Origin of the sequence: Rhizobium bangladeshense (assembly GCF_017357245.1) — a bacterium.
Classification (GTDB): domain Bacteria; phylum Pseudomonadota; class Alphaproteobacteria; order Rhizobiales; family Rhizobiaceae; genus Rhizobium; species Rhizobium bangladeshense.
Genome location: NZ_CP071612.1, coordinates 3760314 through 3778926, shown reverse-complemented (window position 1 = coordinate 3778926; position 18613 = coordinate 3760314). Strand labels below are relative to the sequence as shown.

Below are 18613 nucleotides of genomic sequence, written 5' to 3'. Positions count from 1 at the left end.
CCTTACCCCCTGGCCTCTACCCAGGCCTCAAATGCCGGCGGGCCGCCTCAGATCCAGCGTCAGCGGGAATTCCGGCGAACCCGTCTCGGCGCGCGGGATATAGCCGCCCGCCGTATGCCCCCACGGCTCGAACCGGGCGAGCCGCCGTGCTTCCGCCTCGTTGCCGTTGACCGGGAAGGTGTCATAGGTCCGGCCGCCCGGATGGGCAACATGATAGATGCAGCCGCCGATCGAACGCTTCGACCATGTATCATAAATGTCAAAAGTCAAAGGTGTGTTGATCGGCAGGACGGGATGGAGGCCGGAGGCCGGCTGCCATGCCTTGTAGCGGACGCCGGCGACCGATACGCCCGAAGTCCCGGTCGGGGTCAGCGGCAGGACGCGGCCGTTGCAGGTGACGGTGTAGCGAGCGGTATTGCTGGTTTCGAACCGCACCTGCAGGCGCTCGACGGAGGAATCGACATAGCGCACCGTGCCGCCGATCGCGCCTTGCTCGCCCATGACATGCCAGGGTTCCAGCGCCTGGCGCAGTTCCAGCTTCGATCCTTCATATTCGACCTCGCCGCAGAAGGGGAAGCGGAATTCGAGCTGGGCCTTGAACCATTCCGGACTGAGATCGAAGCCATTTTCGCGCAGGTCCGTCAATACGTCGAGGAAGTCGGCCCAGACATAATGCGGCAGCATGAAGCGGTCGTGCAGGGAGGTTCCCCATCGCACGAACTTGCCGTCAGCCGGGTTCATCCAGAAGCGGGCGATCAGAGCACGCACCAGCAGTTGCTGGGCAAGCGACATGCGGGCATTCGGCGGCATCTCGAAGCCACGGAATTCCACCAGGCCGAGGCGACCTGTCGGGCCGTCGGGCGAGAAGAGCTTGTCAATGCAGATCTCGGCGCGATGCGTATTGCCGGTCACGTCGATCAGCAGATTGCGGAACAGGCGATCGACGAGCCAGGGGAGGGGCTGCAGGCCGCGGCCGGGGGCCGGGATCTGCGCCAGTGCGATTTCCAGTTCGTAGAGGCTGTCGTGACGGGCTTCGTCGATGCGCGGCGCCTGGCTGGTCGGGCCGATGAAGAGGCCCGAAAAGAGGTAGGATAGCGACGGATGGCGTTGCCAGTGCAGCACGAGGCTCTTCAGCAGATCCGGACGGCGCAGGAAAGGGCTGTTATTCGGATTGCTGCCGCCGACGACGACATGGTTACCGCCGCCGGTGCCGGTGTGGCGGCCGTCGATCATGAACTTGTCGGCGCCGAGACGGCTCTGGCGGGCTTCCTCGTAAATAGCTGTGGTGACGTCGACCGTCTCTTTCCATGTCGAGGACGGATGGATGTTGACCTCGATGACGCCGGGATCCGGAGCGACGCGGATGACGTTGATGCGCTCGTCCTGCGGCGGCGGATATCCCTCGATGTGAACGGCGAGGCCCAAGGCGGCCGCCGCTCGTTCGGTCGAGGCGATGAGATCGAGATAATCTTCGAGCGTTTCCGTTGGCGGCATGAAGACGCAGAGCCGGCCGTCACGCGGCTCGATGGAAAGAGCGGTGCGAACATGGCCGCCGATTTCGCCGATCGACTGAGGTGCGCTCGGCTGCTGACCGGTGAAGGGCTGGAAGTGTGCTGCCTGAAGCGGGCGCCCCTCATCCTGCCCGAAATCCGGCAGCTCGGGCCGCTCCACGAAAGGATCGAGCGGATTGATGTAGGGATATTGCGAGGGCGGGATATAGGCGAGCGAGCCGAGTGGCAGCCGGTAGCCGACCGGACTGTCGCCCGGTACGAGGAAGATGCGGCCGCGCCGAGTCGACCATTTCTCGCTCGTCCAGGCGCGGCCGCTGGCACGCGCATTCCACGCCTGGACAGGCAGCACATAGCCCGTCGGGCGCGTCAATCCACGATCGAATACGCGGGCGATGCGGCTGCGCGCCTCGGCATCTTCGAGCTTGGAATTCGACGGATCGACATTTTCCGGCAGGCTCGCTTCCTTGACGAGCCATTCGGCGGGGTCCTCGAAGGCTGGCACGACGTAATCGGGCGGCAGGTCGAGCTCGCCGGCGATTGCTGTCAAAAGGCGGCCGGCATCATCCTCCGTTACCTGGTAATCGCGCCCCTCGGTGGCGACGAGATCGTCGTTGGACCAGATCGGCAAGCCGTCCTTGCGCCAATAGAGCGAGAAGGTCCAGCGCGGCAGGCTCTCGCCCGGATACCATTTGCCCTGACCGTAATGCAGGAAGCCGTTCGGAGCAAAACGGCTGCGAAGCCGGCGGATGAGCGTGTCGGCTTTTTCGCGCTTGGTCGGGCCGACGGCTTCGGTGTTCCATTCGGCCGACTGGAAATCGTCAATCGAGACGAAGGTCGGCTCGCCGCCCATGGTCAGCCGAACGTCTTCCGCCTCAAAGACACGGTCGACCCTCTCGCCGAGTTCGTTGAGCTCGTTCCAGCTTTCATCGGAGAAGGGTTTGGTGATGCGCGGATGTTCGGCGACGCGGGACACCTTCATGTCGAAGGCGAATTCGGTCTCCGCTTCGCCGAAATAACCGCCGGAGATCGGAGCGGCGTTGCGGTAATGCGGCGTGGCAGCCAGCGGGATGTGGCTTTCTCCGGTCAGCAATCCCGATGTGGGGTCGAGGCCGACCCAGCCGGCGCCGGGCAGATAGACCTCGGCCCAGGCATGCAGGTCGGTGAAATCGACTTCGGTGCCGGAGGGGCCGTCAAGCGCCTTCAGATCCGGCGTCAGCTGGATTAGGTAGCCCGAGACGAAACGGGCGGCAAGGCCGAGATGGCGAAGGATCTGGACGAGCAGCCAGCTGGTGTCGCGGCAGGAGCCGGTGGCGCTTTCGAGCGTCTCTTCCGGCGTCTGCACGCCGGCCTCCATGCGGATGACATAGCCGATCTGCCGCTGCAGGCGCGCATTCAGGCTGACGACCATATCGATCGTCGGCTGGCCGGGCGACCAGTCGAGCGTCGGCAGCAAGGCCTTCAGGCGCGGGCCAGCCGGTTCCGGCGTCATGTAGATCGACAGATCTTCGCGCATCGTTTCAGGATAATCGAAGGGCCATTTGGTCGCCTCCTCTTCGACGAAAAAGTCGAAGGGGTTGTAGACCGTCATATCGGCAACGAGGTCGACCTCGATCTTGAACTCCGTCACCGGATCCGGGAAGACGTAGCGCGCGAGATAATTGCCGTAGGGATCCTGCTGCAGATTGACGAAGTGGTTGGACGGCGTGACCTTCAGCGAGTGGCTGAGCACCCGCGTCTTCGAATGCGGGGCCGGTTTCAACCGGATGATCTGTGGGCCGAGGCGGACCGGTTTGTCATAGGTATAATGCGTCAGGTGATAGATGCTGGCTTTGATCGACATATTTCTCTTTTTATCCGGCGCGCATCGTCGTGCGGCTTGCTGTTCCCGAAGCCAGTGTGTGCAATGCAGCGAAAGAAAGCAAGGGCGGAAGGCCGAGGAACCGGTGGCTTTTACGCCGCCTTGGCGAAGGTGACCGCCGCCTTCAGACCCTTGCCGCCTGCGCCCGGCTCCAGCGTCAGGGCGGCGTTGAAAAGATTGGCGATTTCTTCGACGATCGGCAGGCCGAGGCCGGCGCCGGGCGCACCGGAATCATTGCCGCGCGAAAAGCGCCGGCGGACCGCCTCCAGCTTCTCGCGCGGAATGCCGGGACCATTGTCCTCGACTTCGAGACGAACCGTGTCGGCGGCTGCGATGATGCGGACGGTGACCTCCGCCCCCTTGCCGGCATAGGCTATGGCATTGCCGGCGAGGTTGCGCAGCATCTCGCCGATCAGCAGCGGCTCGGCGCGGATCATAGCCGGGCTTTCGCCCTCGAAGCCGAGATCGATGCCGGCGACGGCTGCTGCCGGGATCTGCTCGCCGGTAATATCCTGGGCGATTGCCGCAAGGTCGATGGCGGAGGCGGTCAGCGCCTCCTTGGCCGTGGCGGCGTCGATCTTCGCCATCAGAAGAAGCTGGGCAAGGATGCGCTCGGCATGCGCCACGGCCTGGTCTCCCTTCAGCGCCGCCGCCTGGGCTTCATCAAGTGTGCCGGCGCGGGCCGACAGGGCAAGCTGGGTGCGGATGATCGCCAGCGGCGTGCGCAGCTGATGGCTGGCATTGCCGGTGAAATTGCGCAACGCATCCAGGGCCGACTGCAGGCGGACCATGAAAGAGTTCACGGTATCGACCAGCGGCTCGACCTCGCTCGGCACGGTTTGTTCGATCGGATGCAGATCGTCAGGACTGCGTTCACCGATGGCGTCGCCGAGCTTGTAGAGCGGGCGGAGCGCCACCGTGACCGATATCCAGACGATGACCGCCGCGCCCAAGATCATGAGGGCGAGACGCAGCGCCGAGCGCACGAGGATCGCCTGCGTCAATTGCCGGCGGGCGATGGTTGTTTCGGCGACGGTCACGACGAAGGGCACGGAGCGGATGCCCGTCGAGGCCGAGCGCTCGAGGGTGGCGATGCGGATCGGCTCGCCGCGAAAACTGTCGTCGGCAAAGGCTGCCGCATCGCCGGGCGTCTTGTTGAGGACCGGCAGGGATTGATAGCCGGTGATGAATTGACCCGGAGGGCCGTCGACGCGGTAGAAGACGCGGTCCTGCGCCGCCGAGGTCAACATTTCGAGGGCGACATAAGGAATATCGACCTGCAATGTGCCGTCTTCGGCGACGACAACGCGCTCGGCAATTGCGAGAGCAGAGCCGGCGAGCACGCGGTCGGAGACGATATTCGAGGTCTGGACAGCCTCGCGATAAGTATCGGCGAGCGCCATCGTGCCGATGACGGCGGTAGAGATGAGCAGCCAGAAGAGCAGCCGGCGCCTGAGGGAGTAGGCGGCTTTCATGAGACCTCGGGCAGCTTGTCGAGATAGTAGCCGATGCCGCGGGCGGTCTTGACCGTCAGGCCGTACGGCGAGAGGCGCTTTCTCAACCGGCTGACATATTGCTCGATTGCGTTTGCGGAAATGTCGTCGTCGAAGGCTGTCAGCGACTGGATGATCGCCTCCTTGGCCACGACCTTGCCGGCCCGCATGAACAGGATTTCGAGTAAGCCAAGTTCGCGGGCGGGAATATCAAGAGGAGTGTCGCCTGATGAAAAGGTGCGGGAATTGAGGTCGAAAGAAATGCCGCCGAAGCCGACGGTCGCCGAACGCAGCCCGGCCTGGCGGCGCAGCAGCACGCGCACGCGCGCCTCGAATTCGGCAATGTCGAACGGTTTGATCAGATAATCGTCGGCGCCGAGATCGAGACCCTTCACCCGTTCTTCCGGTGTGCCGCGCGCCGTCAGGATCAGGACGGCCGCCTGGTTCTGCCGGGCGCGCATAGCGCGCAGCACATCCAGCCCGTCCATTTCGGGCAGGTTGAGGTCGAGGATCACGAGATCGAAATTCTCCGCCGCGATGACCGCATTGGCGGATGCGCCGTCATGGACGACGTCGACGGCATGGCCGGTGCCGCGCAGGATCGCCGACAGACCGTCGGCCAGCGCTATATTGTCTTCTGTGAGCAAAATGCGCACGGATGTTCCCTCTGTTTTCTAAGGAGATTACAGAGGTGGCGCAGCGATGTCATAGCGATTTTCAAATTCGGTGAATAGCTGGGAAGAGATTTCAGCTCCCGGTCCTCTCGATCCGTTCACGTTCCGTCATCGCGATGGCCAACAGTTTCCGGAAGCGGGGATCGTCGCGGATGTTGTCGAGATCGGAATCATTGTTGAACCATTTGATGTGATAGACGGAGCTGTGCGGCAGAAGCTTCTCCAGCAGGTCGATCGCTCGGTCGGCGTCGCCGAGGACGGAATAGACGCAGGCAAGATTATACTGGGCGACAATGTCGTCGGGATCGATGGCGATCGCGCGGGCGGCCCAGTCGCGCGCCCGTGTCGCATCGCCCAGATGGGCAAGCGCCAGCGCGCCGCGATGGGCCGGGCCGGAGTTCTCCGGATTGAGATTGAGCGCGCGTTCGGCGCGCAGCAGGCCGAGGCGCGCCCAGTTTTCCGTATCCACCGGACGGCCTAGCGAACGGTAGGCGGACATCAGATGGATCGGCGAGACGTAGTCGTCATGGCGGATTTCGGCAGCACGGGTGAAATATTGGACGGATTCGGCAAAGTTTCCGTGCATGAAGAAGAACCGGGCATAATGGAAATTCGCCTCGAACAGATTCGGGTCGAGCGTGAGGGCGCGTTCGAAAGCGGCCGCCGCCCGATCGTCGTAGCCGCTCTGATGCAGGGCCAAGCCATGCGAGGCATGGGCCTCGGGAAGATCGGGATCAAGCTGAAGGGCGCGGGCGCTCATGTCGAGGATGCGCCTCAGCGGCACATCGTCGGGCGCCCAGTCACGGATCGCCGCGTCGCAATCGGCAATGCCGGCATAGGCGCGGGCATAATCGGGGTCGAGCTCCACAGCCTTGCAGAACATGCGCCTCGCGAGATGCAGGTAGGATTTCGTCCAGGTGTGGGAGAGCTGACGGCCTCTGAGATAGTAGGTGTAGGCCTCGACATTGGCGGTCGGTTCGCTGGCAATCGCCTTCTTTTCCTCCGGCAGCAGGCGCACCTTCAGCTGACTGACGATCGCCTGGGTGATCTCGTCCTGAATGGCAAAGATGTCGGTGAGATCACGGTCGTAACGCTCGGCCCAAAGATGGTCGCCATTGGCGGTGTCGATCAACTGACCGGAGATGCGCACGCGCTTGTCGAAGATGCGCACACTTCCTTCGAGCACATAGCGCACGCCGAGTTCCTGGGCGAGCCGCTTCAACTTCACCGATATGCCCTTATAGGTAAAGATGGTGTTGCGCGGCACGACATGCAGGCTCGAGATCTTCGAGAGATCGGTGATGATGTCTTCGGTGATGCCGTCGGAGAAATAATCCTGATCGGCATCGCCGCTCATGTTTGTGAAGGGCAGTACGGCGATGAAGCAGGTGTTGCGGTTCTCAGCGACCAGCTTGGCGGAGGAGGGCGGCGCCAAGGTGACGGTGTAGACCTGAACGGGCTGCCTGATATTCTTCAGCGTGTGCTCGCCGATGAATTCGAAGCCGAGATTGAGGCGCGAGCCGACCTGGTCGCGCACCGAGGCCGACACGGCGATGCCGCCCGGTGCTGCGATGCGCTCAAGCCTTGCTGCAAGATTGACGCCGTCGCCGAATATGTCGCCATTTTCGACGACGACATCGCCGAGATTGATGCCAATGCGGAATTCAACGCGCTCATCCTTCGGCACGTTCTCGTTGCGGGCCGACATGCTGCGCTGTATTTCTGCGGCGCAGGCGACGGCATTCACCACGCTCTGGAATTCGGCAAGGATGCCATCGCCGGTGAGTTTGACGATTCGGCCCTTGTATTCCGAAATACGAACGTCGACCAGCTCGCAGCGATGGCGGTTCAGCGCCTGCAAGGTGCCCGACTCATCAATGCCCATCAGTCGGCTGTAGCCGACGACATCCGCAGCGAGAATAGCGCTCAGTCGTCGTTCCATGACCCCTCCCATGGATCTCCAGAGTGATCTAGTTTTTTATAGAGTTTTTGTCGCGCAGAGTCGTCCCCCGAACAAGAAAATTCGGGCGGGATTCGACGTTTTGACGCGGCAGCGCACCCTATATCGTCGCCAAACTTCATCAATACTCTAAACGAGCGAAGGATGATGTGAAAGCCATAATCATTTATGATTAAAGTCGTCGCCAGGCCCGCAGCTACGCTGTTGTTGCTCCAAACCAATACTTGTTATTCGCCGGACAATTCCGCGCGCGGCCGCTGTTCATATCCTGCGCCCTTGCTCCTCCCCCCATGCTCGGGCATTGTTGCGGTATGAGGAGAATTTTCATCTTGCTGCTGGCGTTCTGGCCGGGTGGCGTCCTGGCCGATCAGACCTTCTATCCGGCGAAGTCGGGGAACACAGCCGCACCGGTGCTGACGGTCTATTCTTCGCTCGACGAACCCTTGGCACAGCCGATGATAGGCGGTTTCCAGGAAGCCAATCCTGATGTCGCGGTCAGATATGAGGATATGCTGACTGGGGAGATCTACGACCGGATCGTCAGGGAAACGGATGCTGGTGGCAAAACGGCCGATTTTGCCTTTTCATCGGCGATGGACCTGCAGGTGAAGCTTTCCAATGACGGCTATGCGCAAGTCAGCAATCTGCCGATGAGCGCCGCCTGGCCGAAATGGGCGAACTGGCGCAATACCGCCTACGCGCTCACCTTCGAGCCGGCTGTCTTTGTCTATCACAAGCCAAGCTTTGCGCATGAGCCGGTGCCGAGTTCGCGGGCGGAATTCGTCGGTTATCTGAAACGCAAGGGCAACGCAGTCTACGGCCGGATCAGCACTTACGATATCGAGCGCTCCGGTGTCGGCTTTCTCTTCATGGCGCGCGACCAGGAGCAGTTCGGCGACATCTGGTCGGTTATCGGAGCGATGGGCGCGGCCGGCGTCAAGCTATACTCGACGAGCTCAGCGATTCTCGAACGCGTTGCCGACGGGCGTTTCGTGCTCGGCTATAATATTCTCGGTTCCTACGCCGCTGACTGGGCTTCGCGGCACCCCGACGTCGGCATCGTGCTGCCGAAGGACTATACGGTGGTGATGTCGCGCATCGGCCTGGTGCCGCAGGCTGCAGCCGAGCCGGAACTCGGGCGCCGCTACCTTGCCTTTTTCATGTCGAAGGAGGGCCAGACGATCATGGCGCGCGAGCTGCAGATTCCGGCCGTCAGCCCGGAGGTGGCGGGGGAGAATACCGCCAATACGCTGCAGGAGCTGCTCGGCGCCCAACTTCGGCCGGTGCCGGTCAGTCCCGGACTGATGGTCTATCTCGACCAGGTAAAGCGTGCGCGGCTGATTGCGCACTGGAACGAGGTTCTGCGGGCTCAGTGAGAAGGCCAGCTTTCGGCCGTTCATGACCTCAATGACTGTTACATCTCGGCGGGCTGTCGGCCCAATTACGGCAAAAAAGTGTCCTTCCCTTCTGGATATCTCGCCGATGTCAGCTAGATGACAGGTTGTTGTGGTGGCTTTGGCTACTTCTTCTCCGTGGAGGCGGAGAATTGAAGCCTTGGGAGGCATTCCGCTCGTCATTCAGGACAACTGCGTCCACTGGCCGGCCACCCCTCCCGATTCACTCGAGAATAACAGGCGGTTCGCTCAGCCGCCCACGGAGGACACATCGTGAAGCATACGTTCATCGCAACCATTCTTGCAGCCGCCATCGCGCTGCCGGCCTATGCGGCCGACTACACCATCATCGCGCCGGCCGCTCCCGGCGGCGGTTGGGACCAGACGGCCCGTTCGCTGCAGACTGCGCTGCAGCAGGAGAAGATCTCCGGCAACGTGCAGGTCCAGAACGTTCCGGGCGCCGGCGGCACTATCGGCCTTGCCCAGTTCAGCAGCCAGGCGGCCGGCAATCCGAACTCGCTGATCGTCGGCGGCTATGTCATGGTCGGCGCCATCCTCACCAACAAGTCGCCGGTAACGCTTAAGGACGTCACGCCGATCGCCCGGCTGACCGGCGAATATGAGGCCGTCGTCGTTCCCGCCTCGTCCGATATCAAGACGATGGCCGATCTGGTCGCCGCGCTGAAGAAGGATCCGGGAGCGGTTTCCTGGGGCGGCGGTTCGGCCGGCGGCACCGACCACATCACCGTCGGCCTGATTGCCAAGGCGTCCGGCGTCGACCCGACCAAGATCAACTATGTCGCCTTTTCCGGCGGCGGCGAGGCGCTTGCCGCTATTCTCGGCGGCCAGGTCACGGCCGGCGTGTCGAGCTACAGCGAGTTTGCGTCGCAGGTGAAAGCGGGCACGCTGCGTCTTCTTGCCGTATCGAGCGACAAGCGCATTGATGGCGTTGATGCCCCGACGCTGAAGGAAGCAGGCACCGATGTCAGCATCCAGAACTGGCGTATGGTTGCCGCTGCTCCCGGCCTGTCGGCGGAGCAGGTCGCGGCCATCACTTCCGATTTCGAGAAACTGCACAGCTCCGCCGCCTGGCAGGAAATCCTGAAGACCAAGGGCTGGGCCGACACCTATCTGTCCGGCGACGCCTTCAAGGCGCAGCTCGAAAAGGATGTCGCCGCCACTGAAGGCATTCTCAAAGAGATCGGACTTGTTCAATGAGCGGGGATAACACCTCCTCGGCAACCACGCGCCGCCCTGATTGGGCGGCGTTCACCATTGCCGTTTTCCTCTTCGCCGTCGCCGGCGTGATGGCCTGGGATGCACTCCATCTGAAGACGATCGCGCAGTACGACCGCATCGGCCCGGCCACGATGCCCCAGGTGGTGGCCTTCGGCCTCTTCTGTCTTGGGATCTGGACCGTCGCCGAAGCCTGGCGTGGCGAGTTTCCGGAACGCGATCGGCAGGAAGTGGCGCCCGTCATCTGGATTATCGCGGGTCTCGTCGGACAGATGCTGCTTCTGCGCCTCGCCGGTTTCTCGATCGCGACCGGCCTGCTGTTTGCGCTCACGGCACGCGGCTTCGGCAAACGCAAGCTCTGGATCTCGCTGCCGTTTGGCATAGCCTTCAGCTTTGTCGTCTGGGCGATCTTCTCGCAGCTGCTGCAGCTGACGCTGCCGGCCGGTCCGCTCGAACGCCTGTTCTTCTGACGGCGCGCGCCGTCAGCACTTTTGACTATTGCGCAGCGCCGGATAGCGTCACGCACGGCCGGAACGCGCTTGGGATATCAAGATGAGCACATTCGAATTCCTATGGCAGGGGATCTTGGTTGCGATGCAGCCGATGAACCTGGTTTATGCGCTGGTCGGCGTGACGCTCGGCACCGCCGTCGGCGTGCTGCCCGGCATCGGACCTGCACTCACCGTGGCGCTGCTGTTGCCCGCAACCTACAAGCTCGACCCCGGCGGTTCGCTGATCATGTTCGCGGGCATCTATTACGGCGGCATGTATGGCGGTTCGACCACCTCGATCCTGCTGAACACGCCGGGAGAAAGTGCGTCGATCGTCACGGCGCTCGAGGGCAACAAGATGGCGCGCGCCGGGCGCGGCGGACCGGCGCTGGCGACGGCGGCAATCGGATCTTTCGTGGCCGGCCTGCTCGCCACGCTCGGGCTCGCCTTCATCGCGCCCTATATCGTCAAGCTGGCGCTGGTCTTCGGGCCGCGTGAATATTTCGCGCTGATGGTGCTCGCCTTTGTCACCGTCTCCTCAGCCTTCGGCGATTCAGCCCTTCGGGGCCTGACCTCGCTGTTCATCGGTTTTGCGCTCGCCATGGTCGGCATCGATCAGCAGACAGGGCAGGCGCGGCTTTCCTTCGGCATACCAGACCTGCTTGATGGTATCGAGGTGACGACGCTCGCGGTGGCAATGTTCGCGATCGGCGAGACGCTCTATATTGCCGCACAGGGCAACCGGCTTGAGGACAAGGTCGAGGCCGTCAAGGGCTCGCTCTGGATGAACGCGCAGGACTGGGCGCGCTCCTGGAAAGCCTGGCTGCGCGGCGCGGCGATTGGCTTTCCGATCGGCGCCATGCCGGCGGGTGGTGCCGAAATCGGCACCTTCCTGTCCTACGCTACCGAAAAGCGGCTGGCAAAGAACCCCGAGGAGTTCGGCCACGGCGCCATCGAAGGCGTGGCCGGCCCTGAGGCGGCGAACAACGCATCTGCGGCCGGCACGCTGGTGCCGCTGCTGACGCTCGGCCTGCCGACGACGGCAACGGCGGCGATCATGCTTGCCGGCTTCCAGCAATACGGGCTGCAGCCCGGACCGTTGCTGTTTGCCACCAATCCGCAGCTTGTCTGGGGCCTGATCGCGAGCCTGCTCATCGCCAACGCGATGCTGCTGGTCTTGAACCTGCCGATGATCGGCCTTTGGGTGCGGCTGCTGACCATTCCAAGGCCGTGGCTCTATGCGGGCATCCTGCTGTTTGCAACGCTCGGAACGATCGGCGCCAATCCGTCGGTCTTCGAGCTCGGCATGCTGCTCGCCTTCGGCCTGCTCGGCTACGTAATGCGCCTCTTCGGTTATCCGATTGCGCCCACTGTCGTCGGCCTGATCCTCGGGCCCCTTGCTGAACAGCAACTGCGCCGTGCGCTAGCGATCAGCCAGGGCGACGTCGCGACGCTTGTGATGTCGCCGATCGCGGCAGGACTTCTCATCGTTGCGGCCGCCGCCTTCCTCATCCCGCTGATCCTGCGCATTCGCGGCAGGGGCCAGGTGCTGTCGCAGTTGGCGGCAAACGAAGACTAGAAGAAAAAGACAACCTTACCCCTGCCTCGAGGCCGGCCATGGAAACATGCGCCGGCCTCTTCTTTTTGCATAGCTGAGGTGATTTTACGTGCATTGTGGATCGGTCCGCGTACTGCCATCTATAGATGGTCTATCGTAGAGGAAGAGGTAAGGACAATGTCCGCAATTCGTAATTCAGTCCGCGCCGGCTTCCTGGGCCGTGCATTTGCTACGCTGAGCGCCGCAAATGCCGTGAGCGCCGCTGTCGAAGCTGGCCGCCGTCCGCGCGCCCGCGATCTCAAGGAACTTGGTATCGACCCGGCCTCCTTCGGTCAGGTCATCCGGTAAGCCTTTCAAAGGCATGCATGAATGAAATAGCCCGCAACCGGATGGTCGCGGGCTTTATTTTTGTCCAAATGACAGCCGCAACGCCGAGACGCGTTGCGATCCTCAAATCGTCATGCCAGGTCAGGCGTGCAGTTCTTCCCGCCGGCCGGCGTGATCTTCCACCTGTGCGCGCCGGTTGTGGCGAATGGACGACCAGAGCGACAGGCCGATCAAGATCGCGCCGCCGAGGCCGGTAATCACCTCGGGAATGTGCACCAGGGTCTGCGCATACATGATCACCGAGAGGATCAGGATGGCGTAGAAGGCGCCGTGTTCGAGGTAGCGATATTCGGCGAGCGTTCCCTTCTCCACCAGCATGATCGTCATCGAGCGCACATACATGGCGCCGATGCCGAGGCCGATCGCGATGACGAAAAGGTTCTGCGTTAAGGCGAAGGCGCCGATGACGCCGTCGAAGGAGAAGCTGGCGTCCAGCACCTCCAGATAGATGAAGGCGCCAAGGCCACCCTTGGCGGCAGCGCTCATCGTCTGTTGCGAGGCATCGAGCAGCTCGCCGACAACCTCGACCGCGAGGAAGGTGAGCAGCCCGTAGATGGCGCAATGGACGAAGACGCTGGCTTCCTCGCCGCCGATCAGCCAGGAGAACACAAGCATCAGCGCCAGCACGAAGGCGATCTCGATGCCCCTGATGGTAGCCGAGCGCGCCATCACCTTTTCCAGTCCGCGAAGCCAGTGGATTTTCTTTTCATAGTCGAAGAAGTAGCTGAGGCCGACCATCATCAGGAAGGTGCCGCCAAAAGCCGCGATCGGCAGATGCGCATCGTTCATGATGCGGGCATATTCCTCGGGCTGGCGGGCAGCGAGCACCAGGGCGTCCCAGGGGCCGATCCGTGCCGCGATCGCGACGATCGCCAGCGGAAAGACAATGCGCATGCCGAAGACGGCAATGATGATGCCCCAGGTGAGGAATCGTTTCTGCCAGAGCGGCGTCATCTCCTTCAGCTTGTTCGCATTGACGATGGCATTGTCGAAGGAGAGCGAAATCTCCAGCACCGCAAGCACGGCACAGATGAAGAAGACGGTTGCCATGCCGCCGATCGTGCCCGTCGTCTGCCATCCGAGCACGGCGCCGAGAACGAGGCCGAGGGCAGTGACGATGAAAGCCCAGCGGAAATAGCTGAGCGAGGATTTATCGGTCCCGGTCTGGTTCATGGCCGCACCCCGCGGCAACAAACATTCCTGGAGAGGGTGAAGAGGGAAAAACGCGGCACACCACAATGGGCATGCGGATAAGGCATGGTGAGCTTTTTCATCGATGAAAAATCCGCCGGCTGAGCTGCAGGCGGTACCGACATCACGAGAGCGCCGTAAAAACTCTCGCCAGAGGGGCCCGGCACCAATGTTCCCCCGTAGCCGATGTCTGGAAGGCTGCGGGATAGGCTCTAGGTAATCAACTTCCCAAACCAGTCAAGGCCAATCACGACAGGGAAATCGGCAAATTTTCGGGAACCATCCGGCACCCTGCCCGTTAGAGCTTGGTTGAGCTTAAAGGAGGCCGATGATGCACACTTCGACCCATATCCCTGACAAACGCACGGAAGCGTCCGACCGCATGAAGCGGGCGAGACCGAACCGTATGCAGAAGGCGCAGGTGCTGCCGCCGCATCATGTCGACCTGACTCTAACGCCCGGCGTCATCCATGACATTCATGTGCCGGCCCATGTCACCGGTGCCGACCTGTCTAAGGGCGGTCCCGACATCAAAAGCAAGAAATGAAGCTGTCCTTTTGCACTTCGACAATAATTGAGGATGAGAAGAATATGACCGTGAACTTTGTGCCCCGCGATATCTTCATCCGGCACGAAAACGAATGGAAGGCAATCCGTGAGGCGGCCGACGAACGCATCAATATCGGCAGGCATCAGAAACAGCCCACTGCATCCATGATTCACCCGGCATCGGTCGGGAAAGGTGATGCTTCGGCCGCACGCCCCGAATAGACAGCACACAATTATTCAGCATGAGCGCCCGGCATGATGCCGGGCGTTTTGCTTATCGACGCTCATCCCCATCGACACGTTGCCCGGAATTATAGCCGAGCCACTGCTCCAGCTTGCCGAAGGCGAAGAGGACGCAAATTGCGGCAACCGTCGTGAAGAAGGCAACCGGCCAATAACCGAAGCCCATGGCGAGCCCGATTGCGCCGGAGAGCCACATGCCTGCGCCTGTTGTGAGCCCGTGAATGCGACCTCTGGCAAAGACGATCATGCCGGCGGCCAGGAAGGCGACACCTGCGGTCACCGCTTCGATGACGCGCAGCGGATCGATGCGGACCTGCTGGACATCGACGAAACCCGGCATATGAACGGCCTCGATCGAAATGATGGCGAAGAGGGCAGCGGCAAGGCTGATCAGTATGTGAGTACGGAAGCCTGCGGGGCGATCGCGCGCCTCTCGTTCGAAGCCGATAAGGCCACCGAAGACAACGGCGCCCAGCAGGCGGGCAAAGATGACGGGATAGTGGATACGCGATGCCGGTATCATATCGGCGATAATAAGATCCATGGGCTCTCCTTCAGGGACGTCGGATTCTTCGCTGGCTAACGTCTGAGCCTGGGATTTGTTCGGCGTTTGCCCGCTATGCGTTTTGACCTCTGCGCTGGGCCCTGCGATCGGACCTGGCCGCTCGAGGGAAGGAGCGGTGGAGGAATGATCATCCTTTCGCCGCGCCAACCTTTCGGAAAGGATTAGGCGGCGATAATCCCGGCCTCAAGGGATTCGGACGATGGCCAAGACAGCGACACGCGGCCGCCGCAAGGCGCCGACGAGAGGAAAGAGCAGGGCGCGAAGCGGCGGTGGCGGACTGCTGCCTTGGATGGTGATCGGTATTGCCGCATTCGCGGGCATCGCCGCCCATGACAATTGGAAGAATATCAAGCCGATGCTCGCCAAAGAGCCGGCTGCGACAATCCGGGAGATCGCGGAGACGAAGCCCGCGGTCAGAAAGGATTCGCCGCCGAAACAGGTGGCGCTTGCCGCGCCGGCGCCAAAAGTGGCGCCGCCTGCGCAGCTGTCGCCACCGGTGGCCATTCCCACGCCGACTGCTCAGCCGGTAAAGGCCACGCCGGCGGCTTCTTCTCCCGCGACCTCGGAAACCGGGACGGCCGCCTTCGGCTATTGTGGTCAGGGTGCTCACATCAACTGCGTCGGCGACGGCGGCGTCTTCTGGTACAAAGGCGAAAAGATTGTCATTGCCGACATGGCAAGCCCGGTGGCCCACCAGGCCCGCTGTGACGACGAACGCAGGATAGCCTTTGCCGCCAAATTGCGTCTGCTGGCGCTTCTGAACGCCGGCCCCTTCACCATGAATGCGGCTGGAAAGACCGATCCCTCAGGCGCCCCGCGGATCGTCTCGCGCGACGGGCGCTCTTTCGGCGCGCAGCTGATCAAGGAAGGGCTAGCCCGCAAGCCGGGGACGGCCGGCGGCGCATGGTGCGCCGCCTGACGGGAGCTATTTTCCCTTTTTCACTAGCTTGCCGCCGGTGCGGAAGCTGCCGGTGAAGGAGGAGTCCTTGCTTTCCGCGGTGCATTCGATCGCGATCGGCTTGCCGCCATAGGGATTGCCGAAGGTACAGAAGCCGGCGACCTTGACCTGGCCGGTCATCCTGTTGCCGACGCCCGTTGTGACGAGGCTCAACGGCAGGCGGGCATTGCCGTTGGAGGCTGGCTTGATGCCGCTGCCATCGCCTTGGAAGCCGAGCGCCTTTCCATCTGAAGTGAAGATGAAGGTTACCGAACCGTTGGCCAGCGTGACGCTGGCAAGCTCGTTTTTGCAGCCCTTGGTCGCGTCGAACTTTGCGACGACCAGTTTGGCGCATTTGCCGGAAAGCGTGATGACGCCAGGGGCGCCGGGAAATGTCTCAGGCGGGGAGGCCGGCGCGGCAGAGGCTGACAATGCGAAGACCGCGGCAACAAAGCCGGCGGCAACAAGCGCGGATAACTTCATTTCGATCTCAAATCCCATGTCCTGGCGAGGCGAATCACCGCCTCACCTGCGATTCGCCATGGCATGGCTCTGTGTCCGAATTTGGTTCCGCTGTTGCTGCGGCGCAAAGATTTCGCCAGGCTGACACACCGATCGGCGGCAGATGAGCGGAATATCGGTTGGACTTGCCGGCAATAGATCCAGCACGGCCTAAGCCTGCGAACATCTGCGACGTAGCGACGTGAAGTGTCAGCGCATCGGTCCGAAAATCGGAATCGATCTGGGAAGTGCGATGCGTAGATTCATGGTGTTGGAGCGTCCTTTGTGCGTCCGACAGGATGCACGTCTGCTCAAGGGGAATGGGCCTAGGCAGGGAAGTCCAGGCCCATTCTTTCCCGATCGGAGGTCAGTCAGATCAGGAATTTACAGCTGCCGGTCCAGCCGGCAGCCTCTATTAGAACGCGCGCTGCAGGCGGAAGAAGCCCGAGGTTACGTCTTCAGCATTGTCCGGATCGAGGTATTGAACCGAAACCTTCGTCGAGAGGTTGTCAACGATCTGGTAGTCGATCGTTACGCCGGCCTTCCAGGCGCTGACGTCGTCGTTGAACTCGCCAGCGGTGACGCCGTAGTTGTCGTAGTACTGAACAGCCGGAGTGATCTTCAGCTTGTCAGTCGCCTTGATGGCGTATTCGGCAGCGATCGCCCATTCAGCCTTGTTGTAGTAGGCGTTCGGGTTGGATGCGTAGACAACTGCGAGGCCAAGGGTGCCCGGACCGACAGCAACCGTACCCATTGCACGGACAGCGCCTTCTTCGTTGTCGGTGTCGTAACCAGCGGTGATCTGATAGCTGAAGATGCCCGCCTTGCCGCCGAGACCGATTGCAACGCCGACGTTGTTGGGGGTTTCGCCATTGTAGAACGGGCCGTCTTCCAGCTCGTCGACGCTGATGCCAGCGTAGAAGGCGTCGGTTTCGTACTGATAGCGGATCGAGTTGTGCAGCGTTACGGGAGAACCGATGTCGTCGGTTTCGCCGGAGAGGCCGTCGTCCCACCAGCTGTAGAACAGACCAGCACGGAAGCCCGCGATGTCGAGGTAAGCGGAGTCGAGGATAGCCTTCTGGGCCGAAGCGTTGTCAGCATTGAACTGCATGACGATGACGCCGGTCAGCGGACCATATTCGGTGTCGCTCTTGGCGGTGAACTGAACCTGGCCGCGAGTACGGGCGTCCCAGTCCGAGTCGTTGGCGACAGAACCGCCGCCACCAGCGCCGATCGAGCTGGCGTTCGGAGCAACGTCAACCTGGAAACGGATGTAGCCGTTGATCTTCAGGCAGGTTTCAGTGCCCGGGATGTAGAAGTAGCCGGTGCCGTAAGCGTCGCAGACGCGAACATATTCAACCGGTTCCGGTTCGGCAGCAACGATAGCGTCAGCAGCCTGAGCGCCGGATACTGCTGCGAGAGCAGCAGCGGAGCCGAGAAGAAGGCTCTTGATGTTCATGGAATAACCTCCAGTTCAGATGCAGAAGGATGAAGAGCGTTGCCATCGGCAGTCCCTACGGATCTTCACCCCGTGTGATCGAGGCGGCACCTTCTTTGCTCGGTGCCTGCCTCGCCGCGGAAGTTACATAAGCGATGTTGCACCGCAACGTCATTGTCGATCATGACAGCAGTCTGCATCGGCTATGTTGCTGAAATAACACGCCTTTTGTCACAAACCCGTCATCTGTTCGTCACAAAACCGCAGCTTCGGGCTAGGTGGGCAACGAGGGGCTGAGCACTTAGCAATCGCATGCAATTGATGCTCGAATGAGCGCGTTCTTATATGCGAGCGCGCCACAAATGTGCACGAGTCGAAGCAAGGTCAGTAAAAAGACCGCCTGGACATGCCGATCGATCGGTGCACCGATCGCGATGATTGCCACACCCTCAACCTCGGGCGCAAAACTGTGCAGGTAAACGAAACCGAAGAGGCCAAACCCAGCCCAGGGCGAGGCGATCGATTATGGATATCGCCTTACGTGTCCGCGTCCTTTCATCTGCCCCTGCTACCTGCGTGGATGGTCATCCCACAGCCGATCGATATCCCGCCCGATCTGGTCGGAGC

At 61.7% G+C, this 18613-nt stretch carries 16 protein-coding genes; 8 read left to right on the top strand and 8 right to left on the bottom strand.

All coding sequences use genetic code 11. From position 1 onward, the window contains the following. Positions 1 to 27: 27 nt before the first annotated feature. From J2J98_RS18260 to J2J98_RS18245, 4 genes are all read right to left on the bottom strand, one after another. The gene (locus J2J98_RS18260) at positions 28 to 3351 is read right to left on the bottom strand and encodes a transglutaminase family protein (protein WP_207601766.1); all 3324 of its coding nucleotides are present in this window, start codon (positions 3349 to 3351) and stop codon (positions 28 to 30) included. 110 nt (positions 3352 to 3461) lie between these two features. Next, entirely contained in the window at positions 3462 to 4844 is a 1383-nt protein-coding gene (locus J2J98_RS18255) for a sensor histidine kinase (RefSeq protein ID WP_207601765.1), read from the bottom strand. Continuing rightward, complete coding sequence (locus J2J98_RS18250; RefSeq protein WP_064708710.1) at positions 4841 to 5518, bottom strand: response regulator; 678 nt, start codon at positions 5516 to 5518, stop codon at positions 4841 to 4843. The genes J2J98_RS18255 and J2J98_RS18250 overlap by 4 nt, the downstream gene beginning before the upstream one ends. A gap of 91 nt (positions 5519 to 5609) precedes the next feature. Then, positions 5610 to 7478 carry a TPR end-of-group domain-containing protein gene (locus J2J98_RS18245; protein WP_064708711.1) on the bottom strand — a complete coding sequence of 623 codons (1869 nt, stop codon included), beginning with the start codon at positions 7476 to 7478 and terminating at the stop codon, positions 5610 to 5612. A gap of 347 nt (positions 7479 to 7825) precedes the next feature. On the opposite strand from J2J98_RS18245, the gene J2J98_RS18240 reads away from it, so the two are divergent. From J2J98_RS18240 to J2J98_RS18220, 5 genes are all read left to right on the top strand, one after another. Beyond that, positions 7826 to 8872 carry an ABC transporter substrate-binding protein gene (locus tag J2J98_RS18240; protein ID WP_207601764.1) on the top strand — a complete coding sequence of 349 codons (1047 nt, stop codon included), beginning with the start codon at positions 7826 to 7828 and terminating at the stop codon, positions 8870 to 8872. Between the two features lie 291 nt (positions 8873 to 9163). Further along, positions 9164 to 10108: a Bug family tripartite tricarboxylate transporter substrate binding protein gene (locus J2J98_RS18235; RefSeq protein ID WP_064708713.1), complete on the top strand. Its 945-nt coding sequence runs from the start codon at positions 9164 to 9166 to the stop codon at positions 10106 to 10108. Next, on the top strand, positions 10105 to 10596 hold the full coding sequence (locus J2J98_RS18230; RefSeq protein WP_064708714.1) for a tripartite tricarboxylate transporter TctB family protein: 492 nt from the start codon (positions 10105 to 10107) through the stop codon (positions 10594 to 10596). Before J2J98_RS18235 ends, J2J98_RS18230 begins: the two co-directional genes overlap by 4 nt. An 82-nt stretch (positions 10597 to 10678) precedes the next feature. Next, entirely contained in the window at positions 10679 to 12196 is a 1518-nt protein-coding gene (locus tag J2J98_RS18225; RefSeq protein WP_064708715.1) for a tripartite tricarboxylate transporter permease, read from the top strand. 156 nt (positions 12197 to 12352) lie between these two features. After that, positions 12353 to 12523: a hypothetical protein gene (locus J2J98_RS18220; protein ID WP_092751668.1), complete on the top strand. Its 171-nt coding sequence runs from the start codon at positions 12353 to 12355 to the stop codon at positions 12521 to 12523. 120 nt (positions 12524 to 12643) lie between these two features. On the opposite strand, the gene J2J98_RS18215 is transcribed toward J2J98_RS18220, so the two are convergent. Then, complete coding sequence (locus J2J98_RS18215) at positions 12644 to 13735, bottom strand: DUF475 domain-containing protein (protein WP_207601763.1); 1092 nt, start codon at positions 13733 to 13735, stop codon at positions 12644 to 12646. A gap of 346 nt (positions 13736 to 14081) precedes the next feature. Between J2J98_RS18215 and J2J98_RS18210 the strand changes: the two genes are divergently transcribed. Together J2J98_RS18210 and J2J98_RS18205 are read left to right on the top strand one after the other, a co-directional pair. Then, on the top strand, positions 14082 to 14300 hold the full coding sequence (locus J2J98_RS18210) for a hypothetical protein (protein ID WP_171049242.1): 219 nt from the start codon (positions 14082 to 14084) through the stop codon (positions 14298 to 14300). A gap of 44 nt (positions 14301 to 14344) precedes the next feature. Continuing rightward, positions 14345 to 14524, top strand: coding sequence for a hypothetical protein (locus J2J98_RS18205; protein ID WP_207603163.1), 180 nt, complete (start codon positions 14345 to 14347; stop codon positions 14522 to 14524). A 52-nt stretch (positions 14525 to 14576) separates the two neighbouring features. Here J2J98_RS18205 and J2J98_RS18200 read toward each other — a convergent pair whose 3' ends face one another. Then, positions 14577 to 15089: an MgtC/SapB family protein gene (locus J2J98_RS18200; RefSeq protein WP_064708717.1), complete on the bottom strand. Its 513-nt coding sequence runs from the start codon at positions 15087 to 15089 to the stop codon at positions 14577 to 14579. A gap of 220 nt (positions 15090 to 15309) precedes the next feature. Between J2J98_RS18200 and J2J98_RS18195 the strand changes: the two genes are divergently transcribed. Next, entirely contained in the window at positions 15310 to 16029 is a 720-nt protein-coding gene (locus tag J2J98_RS18195) for a hypothetical protein (RefSeq protein WP_207601762.1), read from the top strand. Between the two features lie 6 nt (positions 16030 to 16035). Here the strand turns inward: J2J98_RS18195 and J2J98_RS18190 are convergent, their stop codons facing one another. Beyond that, positions 16036 to 16530 (bottom strand): hypothetical protein, encoded by a 495-nt coding sequence (locus tag J2J98_RS18190; RefSeq protein WP_207601761.1) that lies wholly within the window; start codon positions 16528 to 16530, stop codon positions 16036 to 16038. A gap of 433 nt (positions 16531 to 16963) precedes the next feature. After that, the gene (locus tag J2J98_RS18185; RefSeq protein WP_207601760.1) at positions 16964 to 18007 is read right to left on the bottom strand and encodes a porin; all 1044 of its coding nucleotides are present in this window, start codon (positions 18005 to 18007) and stop codon (positions 16964 to 16966) included. Positions 18008 to 18613: the final 606 nt, after the last annotated feature.

Bases quoted from the DNA above. Each gene is read 5' to 3' on its own strand.
- J2J98_RS18260 (WP_207601766.1), bottom strand. From the start codon at position 3,351: ATGTCGATCAAAGCCAGCATCTATCACCTGACGCATTATACCTATGAC.
- J2J98_RS18190 (WP_207601761.1), bottom strand. From the start codon at position 16,530: ATGAAGTTATCCGCGCTTGTTGCCGCCGGCTTTGTTGCCGCGGTCTTC.
- J2J98_RS18195 (WP_207601762.1), top strand. From the start codon at position 15,310: ATGGCCAAGACAGCGACACGCGGCCGCCGCAAGGCGCCGACGAGAGGA.
- J2J98_RS18245 (WP_064708711.1), bottom strand. From the start codon at position 7,478: ATGGAACGACGACTGAGCGCTATTCTCGCTGCGGATGTCGTCGGCTAC.
- J2J98_RS18255 (WP_207601765.1), bottom strand. From the start codon at position 4,844: ATGAAAGCCGCCTACTCCCTCAGGCGCCGGCTGCTCTTCTGGCTGCTC.
- J2J98_RS18230 (WP_064708714.1), top strand. From the start codon at position 10,105: ATGAGCGGGGATAACACCTCCTCGGCAACCACGCGCCGCCCTGATTGG.
- J2J98_RS18220 (WP_092751668.1), top strand. From the start codon at position 12,353: ATGTCCGCAATTCGTAATTCAGTCCGCGCCGGCTTCCTGGGCCGTGCA.
- J2J98_RS18210 (WP_171049242.1), top strand. From the start codon at position 14,082: ATGATGCACACTTCGACCCATATCCCTGACAAACGCACGGAAGCGTCC.
- J2J98_RS18225 (WP_064708715.1), top strand. From the start codon at position 10,679: ATGAGCACATTCGAATTCCTATGGCAGGGGATCTTGGTTGCGATGCAG.
- J2J98_RS18185 (WP_207601760.1), bottom strand. From the start codon at position 18,007: ATGAACATCAAGAGCCTTCTTCTCGGCTCCGCTGCTGCTCTCGCAGCA.
- J2J98_RS18200 (WP_064708717.1), bottom strand. From the start codon at position 15,089: ATGGATCTTATTATCGCCGATATGATACCGGCATCGCGTATCCACTAT.
- J2J98_RS18215 (WP_207601763.1), bottom strand. From the start codon at position 13,735: ATGAACCAGACCGGGACCGATAAATCCTCGCTCAGCTATTTCCGCTGG.
- J2J98_RS18205 (WP_207603163.1), top strand. From the start codon at position 14,345: ATGACCGTGAACTTTGTGCCCCGCGATATCTTCATCCGGCACGAAAAC.